This is a genomic window from Herpetosiphon sp., from assembly GCF_003512625.1.
GTDB classification, from domain to species: domain Bacteria; phylum Chloroflexota; class Chloroflexia; order Chloroflexales; family Herpetosiphonaceae; genus Herpetosiphon; species Herpetosiphon aurantiacus.
Genome location: NZ_DOPT01000018.1, coordinates 82,391 through 101,690 on the forward strand (window position 1 = coordinate 82,391; position 19,300 = coordinate 101,690).

18 protein-coding genes and 1 tRNA gene are annotated in these 19,300 nt (G+C 49.1%); 9 read left to right on the top strand and 10 right to left on the bottom strand.

All coding sequences use genetic code 11. The features are described from left to right. Window positions 1-18: 18 nt before the first annotated feature. Window positions 19-1,455, bottom strand: coding sequence for a tetratricopeptide repeat protein (locus tag DEF47_RS04075; RefSeq protein WP_012188668.1), 1,437 nt, complete (start codon window positions 1,453-1,455; stop codon window positions 19-21). A gap of 1 nt (window position 1,456) precedes the next feature. Then, window positions 1,457-2,800 carry an NB-ARC domain-containing protein gene (locus tag DEF47_RS04080; RefSeq protein WP_012188667.1) on the bottom strand — a complete coding sequence of 448 codons (1,344 nt, stop codon included), beginning with the start codon at window positions 2,798-2,800 and terminating at the stop codon, window positions 1,457-1,459. Between the two features lie 211 nt (window positions 2,801-3,011). On the opposite strand from DEF47_RS04080, the gene DEF47_RS04085 reads away from it, so the two are divergent. Beyond that, window positions 3,012-3,443, top strand: a complete 432-nt coding sequence (locus DEF47_RS04085) for a CHAP domain-containing protein (protein ID WP_012188666.1) — start codon at window positions 3,012-3,014, stop codon at window positions 3,441-3,443. Between the two features lie 66 nt (window positions 3,444-3,509). On the opposite strand, the gene DEF47_RS04090 is transcribed toward DEF47_RS04085, so the two are convergent. Beyond that, window positions 3,510-3,584: transfer RNA gene (locus tag DEF47_RS04090), tRNA-Cys, on the bottom strand. Between the two features lie 138 nt (window positions 3,585-3,722). Here DEF47_RS04090 and DEF47_RS04095 point away from each other — a divergent pair. Both DEF47_RS04095 and DEF47_RS04100 read left to right on the top strand, forming a co-directional pair. Beyond that, window positions 3,723-4,295: a PspC domain-containing protein gene (locus tag DEF47_RS04095; protein WP_012188665.1), complete on the top strand. Its 573-nt coding sequence runs from the start codon at window positions 3,723-3,725 to the stop codon at window positions 4,293-4,295. A 156-nt stretch (window positions 4,296-4,451) separates the two neighbouring features. Next, on the top strand, window positions 4,452-4,871 hold the full coding sequence (locus DEF47_RS04100; protein WP_012188664.1) for a hypothetical protein: 420 nt from the start codon (window positions 4,452-4,454) through the stop codon (window positions 4,869-4,871). 391 nt (window positions 4,872-5,262) lie between these two features. Here the strand turns inward: DEF47_RS04100 and DEF47_RS04105 are convergent, their stop codons facing one another. Beyond that, window positions 5,263-7,041, bottom strand: a complete 1,779-nt coding sequence (locus tag DEF47_RS04105) for an EAL domain-containing protein (RefSeq protein WP_287044978.1) — start codon at window positions 7,039-7,041, stop codon at window positions 5,263-5,265. A gap of 175 nt (window positions 7,042-7,216) precedes the next feature. Then, window positions 7,217-8,341 (bottom strand): SPL family radical SAM protein, encoded by a 1,125-nt coding sequence (locus tag DEF47_RS04110; protein WP_012188662.1) that lies wholly within the window; start codon window positions 8,339-8,341, stop codon window positions 7,217-7,219. 259 nt (window positions 8,342-8,600) lie between these two features. Between DEF47_RS04110 and DEF47_RS04115 the strand changes: the two genes are divergently transcribed. The 5 genes from DEF47_RS04115 to DEF47_RS04135 all read left to right on the top strand — a co-directional run bounded on the left by DEF47_RS04115 (window position 8,601) and on the right by DEF47_RS04135 (window position 13,239). Then, window positions 8,601-9,068 (top strand): hypothetical protein, encoded by a 468-nt coding sequence (locus DEF47_RS04115; protein WP_012188661.1) that lies wholly within the window; start codon window positions 8,601-8,603, stop codon window positions 9,066-9,068. Further along, entirely contained in the window at window positions 9,052-10,692 is a 1,641-nt protein-coding gene (locus DEF47_RS04120) for a sensor histidine kinase (RefSeq protein WP_012188660.1), read from the top strand. The genes DEF47_RS04115 and DEF47_RS04120 overlap by 17 nt, the downstream gene beginning before the upstream one ends. 20 nt (window positions 10,693-10,712) lie before the next feature. Next, window positions 10,713-11,369 (top strand): response regulator, encoded by a 657-nt coding sequence (locus DEF47_RS04125; RefSeq protein ID WP_012188659.1) that lies wholly within the window; start codon window positions 10,713-10,715, stop codon window positions 11,367-11,369. Between the two features lie 68 nt (window positions 11,370-11,437). Next, window positions 11,438-12,400, top strand: a complete 963-nt coding sequence (locus DEF47_RS04130) for an ABC transporter ATP-binding protein (protein ID WP_012188658.1) — start codon at window positions 11,438-11,440, stop codon at window positions 12,398-12,400. Further along, the gene (locus DEF47_RS04135) at window positions 12,400-13,239 is read left to right on the top strand and encodes a DUF2705 family protein (protein WP_012188657.1); all 840 of its coding nucleotides are present in this window, start codon (window positions 12,400-12,402) and stop codon (window positions 13,237-13,239) included. Before DEF47_RS04130 ends, DEF47_RS04135 begins: the two co-directional genes overlap by 1 nt. Window positions 13,240-13,293: 54 nt before the next feature. On the opposite strand, the gene DEF47_RS04140 is transcribed toward DEF47_RS04135, so the two are convergent. The 4 genes from DEF47_RS04140 to DEF47_RS04155 form a co-directional block, all read right to left on the bottom strand. Further along, on the bottom strand, window positions 13,294-14,298 hold the full coding sequence (locus DEF47_RS04140) for a homoserine dehydrogenase family protein (protein WP_012188656.1): 1,005 nt from the start codon (window positions 14,296-14,298) through the stop codon (window positions 13,294-13,296). Between the two features lie 108 nt (window positions 14,299-14,406). Continuing rightward, window positions 14,407-15,273, bottom strand: a complete 867-nt coding sequence (locus tag DEF47_RS04145; RefSeq protein ID WP_012188655.1) for a polyphosphate kinase 2 family protein — start codon at window positions 15,271-15,273, stop codon at window positions 14,407-14,409. Window positions 15,274-15,329: 56 nt separating this feature from the next. After that, the gene (locus DEF47_RS04150) at window positions 15,330-16,409 is read right to left on the bottom strand and encodes an ArsR/SmtB family transcription factor (RefSeq protein ID WP_012188654.1); all 1,080 of its coding nucleotides are present in this window, start codon (window positions 16,407-16,409) and stop codon (window positions 15,330-15,332) included. A gap of 295 nt (window positions 16,410-16,704) precedes the next feature. Beyond that, window positions 16,705-18,249, bottom strand: coding sequence for a CHASE4 domain-containing protein (locus DEF47_RS04155; protein ID WP_012188653.1), 1,545 nt, complete (start codon window positions 18,247-18,249; stop codon window positions 16,705-16,707). Window positions 18,250-18,475: 226 nt separating this feature from the next. Here DEF47_RS04155 and DEF47_RS04160 point away from each other — a divergent pair, with 226 nt between their 5' ends. Next, complete coding sequence (locus tag DEF47_RS04160) at window positions 18,476-18,871, top strand: response regulator (protein ID WP_012188652.1); 396 nt, start codon at window positions 18,476-18,478, stop codon at window positions 18,869-18,871. A gap of 200 nt (window positions 18,872-19,071) precedes the next feature. Here the strand turns inward: DEF47_RS04160 and DEF47_RS04165 are convergent. Next, on the bottom strand, window positions 19,072-19,300 hold a 229-nt coding region (locus tag DEF47_RS04165; protein WP_287044979.1), incomplete at its 5' end, for a hypothetical protein.

Sequence of the window (19,300 nt, forward strand, 5' to 3'; positions counted from 1 at the left end):
AAGCTGTTGATGCTTGTATTATAGCGGCGTTAGCTGGGCAACCCATGCTTGAACTTCGTTGGTGCGGCGATGGCCGATTGCCTGCAATATTGCCAAACTAGCCCGACCAAATGCTAAGGCTTGCTCAGGCTGGGCTTGGGCCAAATAAGTACGAGCCAAACCATAGCCCATCAAGCCTTGCCACTCTTTGAGGCCGATCGCGCTGGCTTGCTCGTAGCCTTGCTGAAACTTCTCCAAAGCTAAGCCATAATCAGCTTGTGCCAGCCCAAGCTCAGCAAAATTATGTAAATAAAGACAAATAATTAAGGGAATATTCAGACTGGTTGCAATCGGATAGCCTGCGTTAGCCACATCCAAGGCCTCAGTATACTTGGCTTGTTGACGTAAGGTTTCGCTCAAATGGCCTTGCGAGAAGGCGATGATTAATTGATTGCCAACCTGACGGGCTAGCGCTAAGCTCTGATTAAGCTGCTGTGCCGCTTGATCATATGCACCTTTATGGTTGCTAATACTGCCCAAATAGACCAATAAAAAGCTCATCCGCTCTTGTTGGCCTTGGCTACGAGCAATTTCAAAGGCTTCGTTGAGATAGGCCTCAGCTTGATCATCAAGCCCTTGGCGCATACAAATCACACCTAAATTATTCAACAATTCACTCAAACGCTCAGGAATATTCAATTGGCGACAGATCGTCAAGCCTTCGGAAAAATAGGCTTTGGCTGCTGCATAATCGCCGCGATTGGTTTCAACCGCACCCAACAAAGCCAAGGCCTTGCCCATTACATCAATATAATTAGTTAAGCGAGCTGCGGCTAGGGCCGCTTGCAAGTCGGCAAATGCTACATCGTAAGCGCCGCGATTGGAATAAGCAGCTCCACGTTTGACCAAAATATCGGCAATTAGTTCGTTATCATGATGATCTTGGGCAATTTCTAAGGCCTGTTCTAAATAGGCATAGGCTTGATCATAAAAGCCTTGGTTAATCGCACTCGCCCCTAAATCATTTAATAGACTGGCTTCGATTAAGCGTGATTGGGCTTGGCGTGCGCGTTGTAAACCTTGCTCAAAATAATGCATTGCCACCGCATACGATTTAGAAAACGTCGCTAAACGGCCAGCGTACAACAATGCCGAGGCAGCACTTTGATGATCATTACTGGTTTGGGTGGCTTCAACTGCCCAATTAGATAAATTATGCCGACGTTCGATATCGCTGCTATATTCAATAAAATAGCTAAATGCCACAGCGCTGGCTAAAAATTGTGGATGCTTTTCGCTATAAGCGGTTGCCAAAGCATTATAAATATTATCAGCATCCAGCTCAAAAGCAGCGAGAGCACGCGGGTTTTCAAGCACAAAATTAAGCCAGTAATTTAAAAATCGCTGATGACATTGCTGATAATATAATTGCCAATCAAGATTGGGCTGTTGGATGGTTGGTTCAAGAATGCTCATATCACAACACCTGAGCAATTTCAGAAAGCACAAAATGCTGAGTTAAGGGGTGCAGGTAGTAACGTAATTGACCAAAACGTTCGCCTTCATTCAATTCTAGTAGCGATAATTTCCACAGCATATCAATACTATGGGCTAATTCAGCCGCAGGTAAGGCGCTAATTTGCTGCATTGCTCGCCAATCGCAGCCATTCGAGGGGACAAATCGCGCTAGTGAAACTAATAATTGCTTGGCACTTAGCTCCAGTAGCGTCCATGAACGTTGAAACAGGAACATATAAAAACGCACATAGGCATCTTCATCGCCAGGGTTGAGTTGGGTCACACTTTGAACATGCTGCAACACCACATCCAATGGCAACGAAGCCAATTGACTGACAACCAATTTCATAGCCAAGGGCGAGCCACCAGTCGCCTTGATAATTGGCTGAAGATCGTCGAGGCTGGCCTGTTGCAGCCATTGCACGCCCTTTTCATTAGCATCTTGGCGAATAAACAGCGCTGCTTGTTCAGCTTCCAAGCCAATCAAGTGCACGCTAAATACTTCGCCCTTGAAGCGCTGACGGCTGGTCAAAATAACTTTGCTTGGTTGCAACAGCGGACGCAATTTTTCTAATAACACTTGCTGTGGTTCGCCTGAAGTTTCCAAATTATCAAGCACTAAAAGGATGGGCTGATGTTTAAGCACCTGTTGCAGCCGTTGAAATTTTTCTTCAACGCTCAACTGAGCTACATCGGCCAAGGCCAATTGCCGCGCCAAATTGGTGATCAGGCTATCGAAGGTGAGGGGTTGATTGGGTAAAATGCCGCCGCCCTGCTGAGGCTCAGCGCTAATCCAAATTGGGCGATATTCGGGCTGTTGCGCCACAAAACGCTGCATTAAATCCATCGCTAGCGCGGTTTTGCCAATGCCGCCCATGCCATCAATTGCAATCACCCAATAGCCTTCACGATCACTGAGGTGTTGCAACACTTGGCGCACAAGGCTATCACGGCCAACCAATTGGCGATAGCGTTTGGGCAAATTTGGATCAAGCGCTTTGCTAGCCGCCACTGGCTGGATGAGCGTTTGAGTTGGTGGATAACCACCAGCCGTCAAAAAAGTCTCGATCCAGCGTTGATCGTGCACGCCACGTTGTTGCAGCGTGCGGGTCAGCTGCTCCAAATCGGCTAATTTGGTCGGGAGATTACCACGCCGCCAATAATCGATTACACTGCCGCCATTGCGCCCCATGGCATAGCCCAATTCATCTTGGATCACTTGGAGCGGTTTGGATTCACGCAGGCGAATCTGATAGAGCGCCTCGGTTAATAATTGGGCAAATTTTTCCCCTGAAGCAGGCATAGCAAACTCCCAACAAGCAAGATTGACAACTGGTAGTAGCAGCAACTATAGCATAGCTGGCTAGCTGGCTAGTATGACTTTTTGCACACTGCTCGGATCATTTCTGGAGCAAATTCGGAGCACAAAACCAACTCCTCGGAGTCGGCTTGCGTTATGCTTTGGCTACAGTAGAAGCACGGCGAAGGTGCTGTGTGAGTAGTAAAAGGATGCAATGATGTCACGAATTTTCGTTGTTGGCTTGTTGGTATTGATGAGTTTGTTTAGCTTGATGGCTGTGCCGTTGGCCGCCGCCAAACCACAGGCTGCTCCAGCATTTTGTGAGTGTACCCAATATGTCTATGCCAAAAAAGGCTTAAGTGGTAGTTATGGTCATGCGCATACGTGGGATGACAGCAACGGTGTACTTCCACGCAACGGCTATCGCCAATATTCAATCCCGCAAGTTGGTGATGTAGTCGTTTTCTCACAAGCAGCTATGGGCAATCAATATGGTCATGTTGCGATTATTACGGCGGTCGCGCCAAACTATGGACCAATCAGCGTGCGTGGAGCAAACCAAGGTGGTAGCGAAACGGAAGGCAATTGCAATAATGTCAACACTCGGAGCTACAGCCGCAACGGAGCAACCTTCTGGCGCAAATAAGCAAAAATATTGCTAACTAAAAAACAACAAACGCTGGTTGAACAATTCAACCAGCGTTTGCGCGTTTGGAGGCGACAATGGGATTCGAACCCATGGATCGCGGTTTTGCAGACCACTGCCTTACCACTTGGCTATGTCGCCAACAGGCGGGATTATACCACAGCATCGGTTTGACTGCAAGAATAACGAAACTGGTTGAATACTCACTGCAACAATTCAAAATAGCCTAGCGTCCTAGCTACCAGATAATCAATCAATTGCTTTTGAAGGAGCTAGACAATGACAACCCAAGTTTCTAACCGTTTGACCCGTAGCGCTACCGACCGCCGTTTTGCAGGCGTTTGTGGTGGGATTGCCGAATACTTAGCTATCGATTCAATCTGGGTTCGCTTAGCCTTTGTATTCTTGGTCATGACGGGGATTAGCATTTTACTCTACCCATTGTTGTGGTTTATTATGCCACGTGGCGCAGTCAGCTACTTGGCTCAAACAACCCAAGCCGTCCAACAACCAGTTAGCTACCAAGTGGCCCAAAGCGTTGGCGTACAACCAAGCGTCAATGCTCGCTTCGACCCAATGACTGGCCAAGCCATCAAAGCTGAACCATATCGCTTTGATCCAGTAACTGGTCAACCAATCGGTCAAGGCATTCCGGTCAACAACATCGCAACCCCTGTTGCCACGGTTAGCCCAGATGTGATCAAAGCTCGCCGTAACTTGTGGCTCAAGAGCGCCTTGGTCATCGGTGGTGCCTTGTTCCTGAGCAGCATCTTGGTCGAAATCGCTCCAGTGCTGATTCCAGTTGGTTTGGTCGTCGCTGGGGTTTGGTTGATCCGCAACAACAAAATCTAATGTACTCCATTCAACCGCCCTTGGTGTTAAGCACTGAGGGCGGTTTTTTGCGTTCATAAATGGCAATGGTTCAACACTTGACGAGCCTAGGCTATGCTATGATAGCATTCAGCCCAGTGCTTTCGATTGAATTTTGTTTTGGAGGAACACCGACTCATGCAAACGTTTCTGCTGAGCGCTCACTCAGGTTGGCGTTGGATTGTTATGCTGGCAGTCTTGGTTGCCATTGGCTATGGTTTGTGGGGTTGGCTAACTAAACAACCATGGAATGATCTCGCCCGCAAAATTATGCTGTACACCACAATTGCAATTGACATTCAATTGCTTGGTGGCTTAGCCTTGTATGTTGCCCGCGAATCGTGGAACCAACTTAACCCAGCACAAGTGCGCTTTGAGCACCCAACCATGATGGTACTGGCCTTGGGCTTGGCCCACGTGGTCAGTGTCAAAGTTAAGCGTGGCGAAATTCCAGCCGCCCGTTATCGCTTGATGGCCTTAGGCACACTTGCGGTTTTGGTCTTGGTTGTGGTTGGGATTTTGCGCTTGCCAGGCGATCGTTTGTTCGCAATGTCGTAAATTGGGCTTCAAAACTCGCAAAAACGCCCTGCTCCGTGTGCCAATGGAGCAGGGCGTTTGGTTGATCTAATTGATTAAATGCAATACTGTGAAGATAATGCTCAGGCCTAGCGAAGCCCAAGGCAACGTCTTATAGCGCTCACTGATGACCCCAGCCGATTGGAAGCTTAGCAATAACAAAAAGCTGCCAAAAAAGAAGTGCTGAATTGCGTTAAACCAGTTAGCCTCGGAAGCGAATGCTCTGATTAGAGCCAACATCCAGTATATCATTCCGGCCATGCGGAGCAACCTTTGTCCCTCTTTGGTGATCATCTTTAAATACCCTCAAGTATCCACTTAATTTCAACTACAACAATAATCCTCTCCATTACGAGCTAAATTCATGCGGGTTTCAAAGACTCAACGGTTGGCTATGCAGCCACGAGGTAATATCGGGCGCTGTCATGGGGCGGCTAAAATGATAGCCCTGACCATAATCACAGCCCAAATCGCGCAAGGTCGCCGCTTCTTCAATTGTTTCGATGCCCTCAGCAATTACATTCATGGCCAATTGCTGCGAGAGCATGATAATTGCCCGCACAATTTCGACGTTGCGGCTGCCATCGCTCATGGCATTGACGAATGAGCGATCAACTTTGAGCGTATCCAAGGGGAAGTGGTGCAAATAGCTTAATGATGAATACCCTGTGCCAAAATCATCAATCGCCAGCTTTACCCCCAAATTTTTGATTGCGCCCAACTGTGCCCGCGCCAATTCAAAGCCATGAATCACCATACTTTCGGTAATTTCTAGCTCCAACTGAGCCGGATTGATTCCAGTGCGCTGAATAATCTCGCCCAAGGTTTGAACTAAGGCTGGGCTGGCCAATTGACGCGCCGAGAGATTGACCGAAAGCACTTGTAAGCGGGGCCGCGAATAATCAGCTTGCCAAGCCAAAAATTGTAGGCAGGCAGTTTCTAAAGCCCAAAAACCAATTGGCACAATTAAGCCACTTTCCTCGGCCAAATGAATAAACTCGTTGGGCAGAATCATGCCGCGCTGCGGGTGATGCCAGCGCAACAAAGCCTCAACCCCAACCATCTGGCCGGTAGGCAGTGCCGTAATTGGCTGATAATGCAAAATTAATTCATGGCGCTCTAAAGCTCCGCGCAAATCAATTTCCAGTTGCCAACGCTCAGCCAGCGCCGCATGCAACGCACGATCAAACAAAAAGATTTGGCTAATGCCATTGGTTTTGGCTTGATACATGGCCGTATCAGCCTCACGCAGCAAAGTTTCAGCCTGGGATTGGCCATCGCCGAGCGTCACACCAATGCCGAGGGTGGTATAAATTGGCTTATCGCGTAGCACAATTGGCTGGCTAAATTGCTCTTGAATTCGTTGAGCATGCTCAAGCGCTTGTTGCGCATGTTGCACGTGGCCAAGCACAACCACAAATTCATCGCCACCTAAACGGGCAGCTAAATCATTGGGGCCAAGCGTTGATTGGAGGCGTTGGGCGATCGTTTGCAGCACTTGATCGCCAACATCGTAGCCCAAGGCATCGTTAATCGCACTAAATCGATCAACTTCAACAAACAAGACGGCAAAGTGTTGTTGATCGAGTTGGCGCTGGGCGATCAAGCGTTGTAGTTGAATAACCAAGCTCTGGCGATTGGGCAAGCCCGTCAGCCAATCGCAGGCAGGCGGTGTTCGTTGCGCAGTTACAACAGGCTCAGTTTCACGGCAATTGAGTAGCCAATAGCGGCCAACTTGATGCCGACAAAACTCCAGCCCACGCCACGAGCCATCAGCATGGCGACAGCGCAGCATTTGCCAGTGAATTTGGGTAGTTTGGGTATGCAGCAGTTGTTCAAAATAGTTGGATGAATCAGGATGCAGGAGGTGCTTGAATGATTGACCGTTGAGGCTGAGGGCTGGATAGCCAAGCTGTTGATTCAGCAGCGGGCTGATTGCAATAATCGTCGCATGCTGATCGATAATCACCGTTTGTTGACTGTGCGGCCAGTGCCACAAGCCTAATTGGGTGCTAATGCGCTGAGCGGTGCGGCGGCGCTGCCAACGCCAGCACAACCAGATTCCCAGCCCGCAAACTAAGCCGATTAATAACCATTCGGTTGGCAACATGGCCGCTTGGGCAGCCGAATCGGGCAATCGGACGTTGGGCATTTGAACACTCATGACACCTACGTGAATCAGCCGAAACCTGCGGTCAGGGCAGATTTTGGCATTAGGAACTCAGAGCTACATACTACCTGAGTTCGTAGCTTTGTCGAGTAGTATTTTTAAGCTTCTAGAGGCGGTTTTTTCTTCACCTCATGCGTACCGCTGACCACTGCTTGGGTCACTCGCTACTGGGATCGTTAGGGGTATCAGGGTTACGCACTTTTTCAAGAATTTGGTCGAGTCGGGCGCGGGTATCACTAATATTCAGCACTTCGCGCAACATCGGCCACAATGGGCTAACCGCCAAGGCTGGCTCATCGGCTTTGCCATTGAACACCGCTTCGGCCAAATTCGAGTGGCGGCTGGCCAATAGTTCGCGACCCTTGATTTGGTCGATAAAGGCTTGATGTTTGAGCATCAATGCCGCCACATTATTGGGAGCCAAATGCTCGCGATACAACTCCAGTGGTGCTCGCGGGTTAAGATTCAGCTCTTCAAAACGCCCCAAAATATCGCGATGCATCTCACGGCGATATTCGAGGCTCGGCTGCATATCCTTGCCATACAATTCACGATAATATGAGGCGGGATAATTGCCCAAGCGCGAAAGCAAATCGGTAATTCGTTGGCGATGGCGTTCATTCGGCTGCCATAGATATTCCCAAACCACAAAATCGGGCTGAACATTGGCGATCGCATTCAAGGTCAAAGGCAATTGGCGATCAGTGTCGGTCAGATACGGAATAACTGGCAACATCGCCACGCCAGTTGGAATGCCTGCACGTTTGAGGGTATTCAAGGCTTCCAAACGAGCTGAGGGGGGGGCAACTTTGCCCTCTAATTTTTCCGAGAGCAAGGGATCAATCGTCGGAATGCTCATCACCACAATCGCCAAGCCCTGCTCATTCATGCGTTGCAGCAAGCTCAAATCATCCATCACTGCCAAGCTTTTGGTCAAAATTAACACTGGTTGCTTGGCAACTTGGCAAGCCTGGAGCATCTGGCGGGTGAGGCGATAGGTTTTTTCGGCAGGTTGGTAGGCATCGCCAAGGCTGAAGGCAATTAGATCGCCGCGTGAAACCACGCTCAGTTGCTCGGCAAAGCGATCAGGCAAATCAACATTAGCGCGGATAACCTCGTTAAATGGCCGCTGACTGAACGACCAGCCATCGCAATAGGCACACCCAAACTCGCAGCCCACATATGGACCAACTTGATAGGTCGAGAGAAAAAATTCATTAATTGTGGGGCGACGAGGTGCTAGCGCTGGCCCACCTGGGCGCTCTTCAACATAATAGGCCATAGGTTGACTCCATGGTGTAGTTATTCCTGCGCATTATACCCAAACTTTGGCTAGGCGAATTGCACCATACGTTGTAAAACCACCGTTGTGCTTGATGTTAACTCAATGCTAACCCAGCAACCAGCCCATGCTAATGCTCGTACTTAAGGACGATGCTCAGTTGCAGATTTTACAGTTCCGATTGGCCCCAGATTCGGATGTATAATCCAACAGCCTCGTTTATAGTAGGATTCAAGCTTTGTAGTCGTTGGAGGATACCATGCTTCAAGCTAAGTATAGTAGTTGGACTGGCAGAAAACTTGAAATTCGTAGCGCCTATGCCAACCAAATTACGGTTGAATTTAAAGGTTGGCGTGATAGTGCGCAATGGCAAATTGAGCACACAAATTACACCCTCAGCCGAGTCAAAGGCAAGGGCTACCCACTTGTTATGAGCGCCAATGGCCAAGAAATTATGCGGGTTGCCCGCGTGAGTATTTGGAAAACCACGCTTGAAGGCCATTATGCCAACCAACCCTTACGCTTCGAGCGGCCTTCAATCTGGAAAAGTGGCTATCAGGTGTATCTCAATGGGGTCATCATTGGCGAAGTTAAAGCTGAAGGCTTTTGGCAACGCACCATGATCGCCAATTTCAATAACCCACAGCCCTACGATTTTCAACTTGGCTGTTTGATGATTGCAATCAGTATTTGGCGACAAGAGGCAGCGAGTGCAGCAGCATCGTAAATTAACCCTCGTTCAACGCTTTGGGCAGCGCTTTGGCACGCTACGCTGGAAACTCACATGGTCGTATGTGTGGATCAGCGTAGCGTTGACTTTGTTGATTAATGGTTTGGCGTTTGGTTTAGTGATGGGTGCTGCTCCACCGCTCAATGCTCCCGCCTTGCTTAGCGCCGCCCAAAATCATGCCGCTGAGTTTAGCGAGGTTTTGCAAGAGCCAACCGATCAGCACACAATCCAACAGTTGTTACGCTATCGCTTTGGTTCGTTGCGCGGCCAATTTCTGCAAAATAACCTTGAATTAGCGATTAGCAATACTATCAATAATTCTCCCAGCGATCTTTCGCAGGAAATGATTTTGATGCCAGCTGAGGTATTTTCGCCTGAAGCGACCAATGTGTTTAGCGAGAGCTACCACCTCTTATTGCTTGATGCGCAGGGTAATGTGCTCGGCGGGACATTTCCCAGCCGTACTCCGGCGGGCCAGCCCTGGAACGATGCGATAGTGGGCAATGATCGACGGGTTGTGCAGGCAGCACTTGCTGGCAGCGACGATATCGATCAATTAACTTGGAAGTATGAGAATTATTTAGTGATTGCCACTCCAGTTCGCGATCAAGCCAACCAAGTGATTGGGGCACTGTATGTACGTTCGCGGCCACTTAGCCAAAATCAAGTGATTGTTGCATTGTTGATGTTTGTTATTTTTATTGCCAGTTCAATTGTTTCGATTATTGCCAATGCCTTAATTGGCATGGTCTATGGCTGGTTTGTGGCCCGTAATTTTGTGCGCCGTTTGGTGCATCTCACCCAAGCTACCGATAGTTTGGCCGCTGGCGATTTGAGCGTGCGGGTCAACGATGGATCAATCGACGAAATTGGGCATTTGGCGCGGCGCTTCGACAGCATGGCCCAACAGCTTGAATCAAATGTCAAAATGTTACGTCAACTAGCTGATCGCAATGCTGCCTTAGTTGAGCAGGCAGGCCAATTGGCAATCGTCGAGGAGCGTAATCGGTTGGCTCGCGATTTGCACGATAGCGTTAGCCAAGAGTTATTTAGCGTCACGATGTTGGCGGCGGCTGCGCGTAATTTATTGCCAGCCCAGCCCGATAAAGCGCGTAGCCAAGTTGAACAACTCAGCCAAATGGCCCAACGCGCCTTGCACGAAACTCGTGGCTTGATCTTCGCACTTCGGCCTGCTGCGCTCGGTGATCAAGGTTTAGTCCCAGCATTACGTCAACTTACCGAAGAGGCAGCGCGTCGCCAAGGCTTGCAGATTGAACTGAATACCAACGGCGAACGGCGCATTCCCTTAGATCATGAGCAGGCACTCTATCGGATTTGCCAAGAAGCCTTGGCCAATGTGACCAAGCATAGCGGCGTGAACAGCGCCAGCGTAAGCCTTGAATATGAAGCCCATCGCACCACTTTAGAGGTGCGCGATCGTGGCCGTGGCTTTGATCAAGATAAACCGCGCAATTCGCACTCGCTAGGCTTGATTAGCATTCAAGAACGCGCCAAAGCAGTTGGCGGCACAGTTGAATTAACTGCTGCGCCAGGCCAAGGCACAAGCCTACGCATCGTTGTACCACGAACCCAAACTGGGCTACTGGTCGAGCCACGTTGATAGCCAAGAAGGAAAGCACCATGCAAGAGCAGATTCGAGTTGTTTTAGTTGATGATCATGTCGTGGTACGGGTAGGTTTACGTGCCTTCTTGGATACACAGCCAGATATTGAAATTGTGGGCGAGGCCGCTTCGGGCGAAGAAGGCGTGCAGGTTGTGAGCCAAGTCTTGCCCGATGTGGTGCTAATGGATTTGCTCATGCCTGGAATCGATGGCGTTGAAGCGACGCGCCAAGTGCGCGGAGCTTCACCACATACCCAAGTAATCGTACTGACATCGTATAGCGAAGACGAGCGCATTTTTCCGGCGATCAAGGCTGGAGCACTCTCATATTTGCTCAAAGATGTTGGGCCTGATGCCTTGGTGGCAGCAATTCGGGCAGCTCGACGGGGCGAGGCCACCTTACATCCAATGGTTGCTTCACGCTTGATGACTGAACTTACCAGCTCACGCCGCTCGCCCTTGGACACCCTGACCGAGCGCGAACGCGAAGTATTGACGTGCATTGCCCGTGGCATGAGCAACGCCGAAATTGCCGAGCATTTGGTGATCGGTGAGCGCACTGTCAAAACCCATGTCAGCAATATTTTATCCAAATTACACCTGCAAGATCGAACTCAAGCAGCAATTATGGCTTTACGCGAGCGCTTAGTGCCACTTGATGACGAACAAAAATAATAAATGCTTGCAACAATTCATCGATTGTTAACGTTGTATCAACACCGCAGCTAGATTAGGAGCATTGTATGAGTGGAATCGCAATTACTGCTGAAGGGTTAACCAAAGTCTATAAAAAAATTCCAGCAGTTAATAATTTAAGTTTACATATTCCTGAAGGCACGATTTATGGTTTTTTAGGCCCGAATGGTGCAGGTAAAACCACCACAATCCGCATGTTATTGGGGCTTATTCGACCAACTGCTGGTAAGGCAACCATTTTTGGTCATGATATTTTGCATGCTCGCAAACATATTGCGCCTTACGTTGGAGCAATTGTCGAATCGCCAGCATTTTATACCTATATGTCGGGCTTAGAAAATTTGCGCGTTCTAGCCCGATCAGGCGGCCAAGATTTACCACAAGCCCGCTATGATGAATTAATTGAGTTTGTGGGCTTACGTGGCCGCGAAAAAGATAAAGTTAAAACCTATTCATTGGGTATGAAGCAACGGCTTGGGGTTGCCGCAACCTTGCTCAACGACCCCAAAATCGTGTTTCTTGATGAGCCGACCAACGGGCTTGATCCGGCTGGCACGGTCGAAATGCGTAACTTAATTTTGCGCATGGGTCAAGAAGGCCGCACAGTCTTTCTTTCAAGCCACTTGCTCTACGAAGTTGAACAAGTTTGCTCGGATGTGGCGATCATTCAAAAGGGTGTGACGATCAAACAAGGCCGGGTACGCGATCTGTTGGCGACCGAAGGCGGCCCAGGCTATGCGATCGAAGCCGCGCCATTTGAACGCGCCATGGCGATTTTACAAGAACTACCACAATTAAAAGCTCATAGCTTCGACCAACACTGGATTAACATCAATGCGGAGCCGCAAGATGTGCCAAATGTCATGCGCAAATTAGTGCAAGCTGATGTTGATGTATTTCAAGTGGTCGTGCGCCAGCGCTCGCTCGAATCGTTGTTCTTAGAAATTACTGGGACTGGCGGCGCGTCAGCCCAACAACCCTTGGCTGAAGTTGTGGTAGGAGGTCGCTAATGTGGAATTTATTTCGGGCTGAATGGACTAAAACTTATAAACGCCCCGCCAATATTGGGCTATTGCTAATCACTTTGGCGATTATTTTGATCACCTTTGTGGCGCAAACTGGGATTGCCTTATACAACGGCAAAGAGGATACAGGGTGGACAGCAGCCCAATTCGCGATGATGTTTCCAAATGGGTTTCTCTTCCCTTCGATTATTTTGAGTGCGATTGGCTCAATGTTGGCTGTGGTGTTTATGGGCAATAGCATCGGCTCAGAGTATAGCCGTGATACCTGGAAAGTGCTCTTGCCACGCCGCGCTCGGCGCAGCGATTTCATTATCGTTAAAATTGCCATCTGCTTGTTATTTATGATCTGCCTGATCATTATTTCGCTGATTTTCGGGCAATTGATGGGTTTGATCGGCACGGCAATCTTAGGTGGCACGTTATTTGATTTTGATAGCTTTTCCTTGGGAACCTTGCTGAAATCGTTGATTCCAGTCTTATTGCAATTAGTGGTCTTTTCATCGATTACCTTGTTGGTAACCATGGCAGGCCGCTCGACGATTATGGGGATTGTCTTTGGGATCGTTGGTAATACGATTTTCAACCTTGCCATGAGCTTTTCAACCTTGGCAGCCAAAATCTTACCAAATGCCCATATCAGCAACCTTGAAGCCAATTGGTTATACACTGGCGAAGAGCAAACAATGATGTTTGAAGGGGTTGATCGAGTCTTTGGCACACATATTTCATTAAGCACCAGCTTGATGGTTGTTGCAGCCTATATCTTTGGCTCAATTATGTTAGGAATTCTCTTGTTCCAGCGGCGGGATATGGCAGGTCAATAGTTCACAATTATCAAGAGGGTTTGAGCCGTGGTCTTCGTTGACCACGGTTTTTATTTAACGGAAGGCCAAGAGATCAAACAAGACTGCCGAAGCGGTCACTTCGACTCCTGCGCCAGGCCCGCGTACCACCAACGGGCGCTCTTGGTAGCGGTTGGTTGTCCAAGCCACCATATTATCTGGCCCTTTGAGCGAGCCAAGCGGGCTATCTTTAGCAACTGCTTGCAAGCCAACTCGCGCACCCTCAGACGTGATCGCCGCCACATAGCGCAAGGTTTGGCCTTGGGCAACAGCTTCGGCTTGGCGTTGGGCATAACCAGGATCAAGTTGCTCAAGTTGCGCCATAAATTCAGCAATGCTCAAATCAGCAAACTCAGCCGGATACAATGGCTCAATCGTAATATCGCTCAAGTTCCATTGATAGCCCAAAGTACGCGCCAAAATCAAAGCTTTACGCGCTACGTCAACACCGCCCAAATCATCACGCGGGTCGGGTTCCGTCCAGCCCAAGGCTTTAGCTTCACGCACAGCCGCCGAATAAGGCTGGCCTTGTTCGATTGATGAGAGCAAAAACCCCAGTGTACCACTCAAACCGCCTTCGATGCGCTGAACCTGATCGCCAGTATCGCGCAGTAAATTGGTGGTCACCACAATCGGCAAGCCAGCCCCAACCGTAGCCTCGTAGCGGGTGCAGCGCTCAGCAACCAAGGCTTGAAACAAATTTAAATCTTCGCACAACGGTTTTTTATTGGCCAAGGCCAAACGCATTCCACGCCCAACCAATTCAACCAACTGGGCGGCATTGGCTTCGGCGGTCGTATCAGCCACCAAACAACCAGCGGGCAAGGCGGCTCGCCAATCACCGCTGCTTCCCTCGGGCAAACTAGCTAGGGTTGCGCCTTGGGCTTTGGCCGTCGCCACCGCCAACCAACGTTCATTGCTCAATGGTCCCGCCACATACCCAGAACGATCAGCCACCAAGGCAAGGTTGAAGTGCGGCAAGGCTTGGGCCAACACCGCCCGCCCGACTCCACCAAAGCCATAAATTGCTAAATTGTGCATCGTAGAGCTTCCTTAATCTGATGTGTCGGGCTGTATTGTACGGGTTAGCCAGCTATTTAGGCAAAAAATGCTGAGCACAAGGAAGCAAACTTGGCGTAAATTCGATATTTAGTTTTCCTTGCGCTGCTTTTTGAGCAACTTCCGCACTTTCTCTTCTTCGGCAATTACCGCTTCAACCGCTTTGGCTGAGAGTTTGCCCGCATCAACCAAGGCATAAGCGCCCGATCGATCGAGCACCAAGGTATTAGCATCGTCAAATTCAAACGGCATATCAGCGACCAACATTTCGACTACCGCCTTGAGAATCGCAATCCGTGCCCAACGTTTGTCGTTGGCGGCAATCACTTGCCATGGGGCGTTTTCGCTGGATGTTCGCGCCAGCATTTCATCAATTGCAATCGCATATTCCGACCATTTCTCACGATTGCGCCAATCTTCTTCGGTTAATTTCCAGGTTTTCAGCGGATCATTTTCGCGCTCCCGAAAACGCTTTTCTTGCTCGTCGCTCGAAATATGCAGGAAAAATTTCAAGACCGACGTTCGATCGTTATGTAAAATTCTTTCAAAATCGTTGATTTCGCCATACGCTTGGCTCCACTCGCGCATCGTCGCAAAGCCTTCAACCCGCTCCACCAGCACGCGACCATACCATGAACGGTCAAATAAAACTATCTGGCCATCGCGGGGCAAACGGTTCCAAAAACGCCAAAGATAATTGTGGGCACGTTCTTCGGGGGTAGGTGCGGCAATTGGGTGCACCACAAACCCACGCGGATCGAGCGCTTCGGTCAGGCGTTTGATCACACCGCCCTTGCCGCTCGCATCCCAGCCTTCAAACACCAAAACCATGCGATGCCCAATTTGGGTCACGGCGCGTTGCAAGCGCAACATTTTAAATTGCAAATCGGTGAGTTGGCGCTCATAGCTTTTTTTGCCCAAATCCAACGATAAATCAACGTGATCAAGCAGCGACATTGCAAGCTCCTTTAAAAGCAAAACGCTCCGTTGTAGCGGAGCGTTGGCTGGTCGATTTAGACAAATTCGCGTAGGCGAGCCGAAATTTCTTCAATCCGTTGGCGATTGATCGAATAATATTTTGCACCCTTGTCGCGGCGAACATTCAGCACACCTGAAGTTTCCATCAGCTTCAAATGGCGTGAAACCGCCGATTGATGAATATCGAGCAAATTGACAATTTCTTGGGCATACAATTCGCGGCCATGCAACAACGTCATAATTTGCAAGCGCGTTTTATCGGCCAAGGCTGCTAATGGCTGATACAGGCTTTGCGTGCGTTCAGTTTGCTCATCGCCTTCAGCTGGTGTGGTGCTGCTATTATAAAACACCGTGAGTAATGATCCATTGAAAAGAAACGACAAGTATGGCCCAATATATTGCGATGGAACAAAACGTACAGTGCTAATCGTGCCAAGTCGTTCATGAATATGGTCGGGCAAGCGGCGGCCAGTTACTCCAGCAAATAAATCGCGGAAGTTGACGCTATATTGATGTGTGCGATGATAATGGGCATTACGTTCGCGGCGGGCTTGTTGCAGTTCATATTGCTCACGATAAATCCGGTCCCAAAAGCGCTGAATCGTTGAGACCAATAAATCGCGCCATTCGGTTGGCTGTTGCAATAATTCAATCAGCTCATCGGTATCGACCGGAAACTGCATTTTAGCCAATAATTCTTCTAATTGCTCTTGATCGGCAATAATTTCGGCTGGCGTGTGCAATAATTCAACATCAGCGTTGGCGGCGGTGCGTTGCACGATTTTATGTACCATCGCGGCACATTCTTGCGGTGAAAGCGCTTTGAGGTCTTCAATCAAGCCATTAAAATCGTCGTGGCCAGCAGCACCAGGCTGTAAAATTTGGTCAGAGACGGTTTCGACCACCACATAGGGATAAACGCCCATGCGCATTGCCAGCTGAATATCGTGGCGTAAGCGCGGGGGCACACTCGCAGCAGCCTCAACCAGCCATGCATCCAAGCCTTCAAAATCGTGGACAATTCCAATCAGACCCATTGTCGAAAGCAGATCCAACCCAAGTGATGGGACAAAATCAACTTTAAATGCCGGTTGAGCGCGAACGAGTTCAGTCATAACCATCGACTCCTACTTTTAAGATGCGTTCCCACCATTTGGGGTGATCGAGCTAGCGTATACAATCCCTGCATGAGGGAGCATACTCCCCCGCATTCGACAACGCTCTGAAAGATGGGTTATGCAGGCTTGTACATTTTAGCATATTCTGAGTAAGTTGGGCTAAGCGATGGATGAAGGTTAACCAATGTTTATGATTGGCACTGGGTTGCTGCGCCCAACCCGCTCCTACAGCGGCATTGCGGAATTACGCGAGCTGATTCTCAGCTTTTGACGGTGGGAATTTAAATTAGGTTTAGCGGAGAGCCGCTTGCATACCAGCAGCCAAGGTTTGATAGATCGCAATTTGGCCCAAATCGATATTGGCAGCAACAATTTCTTCAGCAATTGATGGGTTTGCCCCAGTCAGCAACAAGCGTGCCCCAAGCAATTGCACGGCTTGGGCCGTTTGGCCGAGCGCAACCGCTGCCCGTTGCTCAAGCTGCGAAATCCCAGTCAGATCGAGGATAACCGTGCGAGCACGATAGGTTTCAATTCCATGCAAAATCGTGGTTTGCAAACGCTCAGCCCGATTGAAATCGATTTGGCCGATCAAGGGCATTGCCAAAACCTCACGCGAAACTGGAATCAACGGCAAGGCTTGTTCGGCCAAACTTTGCTCTTGGAGTTCGAGCAAAGCCGCTTGGGTTTGCAATTGGCTTTGTTGATTTTGCAGCATTTCGGCTTGCAAGGCGCTACGTTTGGCCTCAGCCGCCAGTTGTTCGCGCTGGGCGACAGCCAACGAATCAAGCGCTTGATTGACGGTTTTAGCCAATAAGCCTAGCTCGTCGGGGCTAGCAAAATTAATCTGATGTTGCTCAGGCTGATTGGGATCGATCTGGCGCAAATCGCCCACCATCGACGTTAGCGGATAGAAAATAAAGCGTCGCAAAGCCCAAAAGAGGCTCAACAACCCCAAGCAGCCAGCAATCCCCACCACACTAGCAATTAACCAGAAGGTGCGTTCACCTTGAATATAAATTGTACGGGGCAAGGCCAACGTTGCAACCAACAAAGGTTTACCGTCGATTGACGGAAAAACCACAAAGCCTTCGAGGGTATCGTCGTTGAAAGCTCGCGAAACTAAGCGCTGCTCATTGGCTAATTCGCTGACAACCTGCTGCCGTGTTGGCGCAAGCAAGCGATAATCACTCAACTCAACTGGTAACAAGGTTTGGTAATTAATCCGATCAACCACCGCTTGATCGACCATCCGACCATAAATCAACGTACCACGCGATGGACCTTGAGCATCGCTGGTGAGAATTGGTCGTGCCGCCAAAAGCCATAGTTTGGTGCCAGCCCGCACCACGCTAGTTGTACCTTGATCAAGCTGCGGATGATTGAGTAATTGGGGATAGAAATTGTTGATATCAAAAAACTCAAATGGCACTGCCACCGACTTCCGTTGTTGCGAGTCATAGGTTTTGGCGAACACAATTGTGCCGTTCTGATCGGTATAGAGCATCGCCTGAACGTTATACAGCTCAAAAATCTCGTTATTGGTATTTTCTTCAATATAGGTGGGAGTACGTTGATTGATAAAATCGTATGATTCATCCCAGGTTGCCATCGACAAGACCAAGGCATCGATCTGGGCAAGCTCACTATTAATTGCTCGTCGTACCCGTTCAAGGTGATCTTGCATTTCCTGTTGTTCAGCAAAAAGGCTTGAGCTATTGACAATATAGCGCAGCGGAATCAACAAAACCAGCACAACAATCAGCATAATGCCCAATAAGGCAAGGCTAATTTTGCCACGAACACTTTTATGCACATATTGTTGATAGGCTACTTTCATCGCTGAACTTCCTTATGCCATCGTTGGCTTTGATGCGAATTGGAATGCAACGCATAGAATTGTGGTTAGGCTAACTATACACCATCTCAAAACCACCTTTCGGGTGAGCAATATCCCCCGAAAGTAACTATTTACAGCTAGGACTTCATGGTATACAACAACACTAGCGTATCAATCATTGGTAGCGATTTCAATTAATCGTGCCGATTGACAGCAGGAGCAAGCTATGCACATTTTAATTGTCGATGACGACCAAGACAATCGCACCATCCTTACGACTCGCTTGCAACGGCGCGGTTTTCAAATTAGCACCGCCAAAACTGGGATCGAAGGCTTGATGCTGGCGTTGCAATTAAAGCCCGACTTAATTCTGATGGATATGTCGATGCCCGAATTGCATGGTTGGGGTGCAACCGCCCAACTCAAGGCCTCACCACAAACCCGCGCGATTCCGGTGATTGCGATTACCGCCTATACTCTCTCGGGTGATCGCGAACGCTGTATGGCGGTTGGGTGTGATGCGTATGTTGAGAAACCTATCGATTTTAATCATTTGCTCTCAACGATTCAGCGGGTGGCTGAGCGCCATAGCATTGCGCTTGAGATCAAGCTAGGTGGGTAGAAATATACCCACCTAGGCATAGTATACCAACATTCAACCACGATGCTAGCTGCTGGTCGCTATGGTTGGGGATAGTAGGCAGCAAACACGCATTATGCGACTTGTGTAACGTGCATTATACACCGTTCCAGCCTCATTCTTGTGCTTCGCCATTACACAACCCCTTGATTAAACATCACATTTAAGCTGCTACCAACGGGCTATTTGCTGGCCCATGGTAAGAACACTTTATGCTGCTGAGCAATTGGCGTATTGGTGACGGTTGGCGTATTCGTCGCCGTCGATGTCGCCGTATTGGTTGGCGTGTTGGTCGCCGTGCGCGTTGGCGTTGCTGTATTAGTTGGCGTATGTGTCGGTGTTCTCGTCACCGTGATCGTTGGCGTAGCCGTATTGGTTGGTGTGTTGCTCGCCGTTGGCGTAGCGGTATCG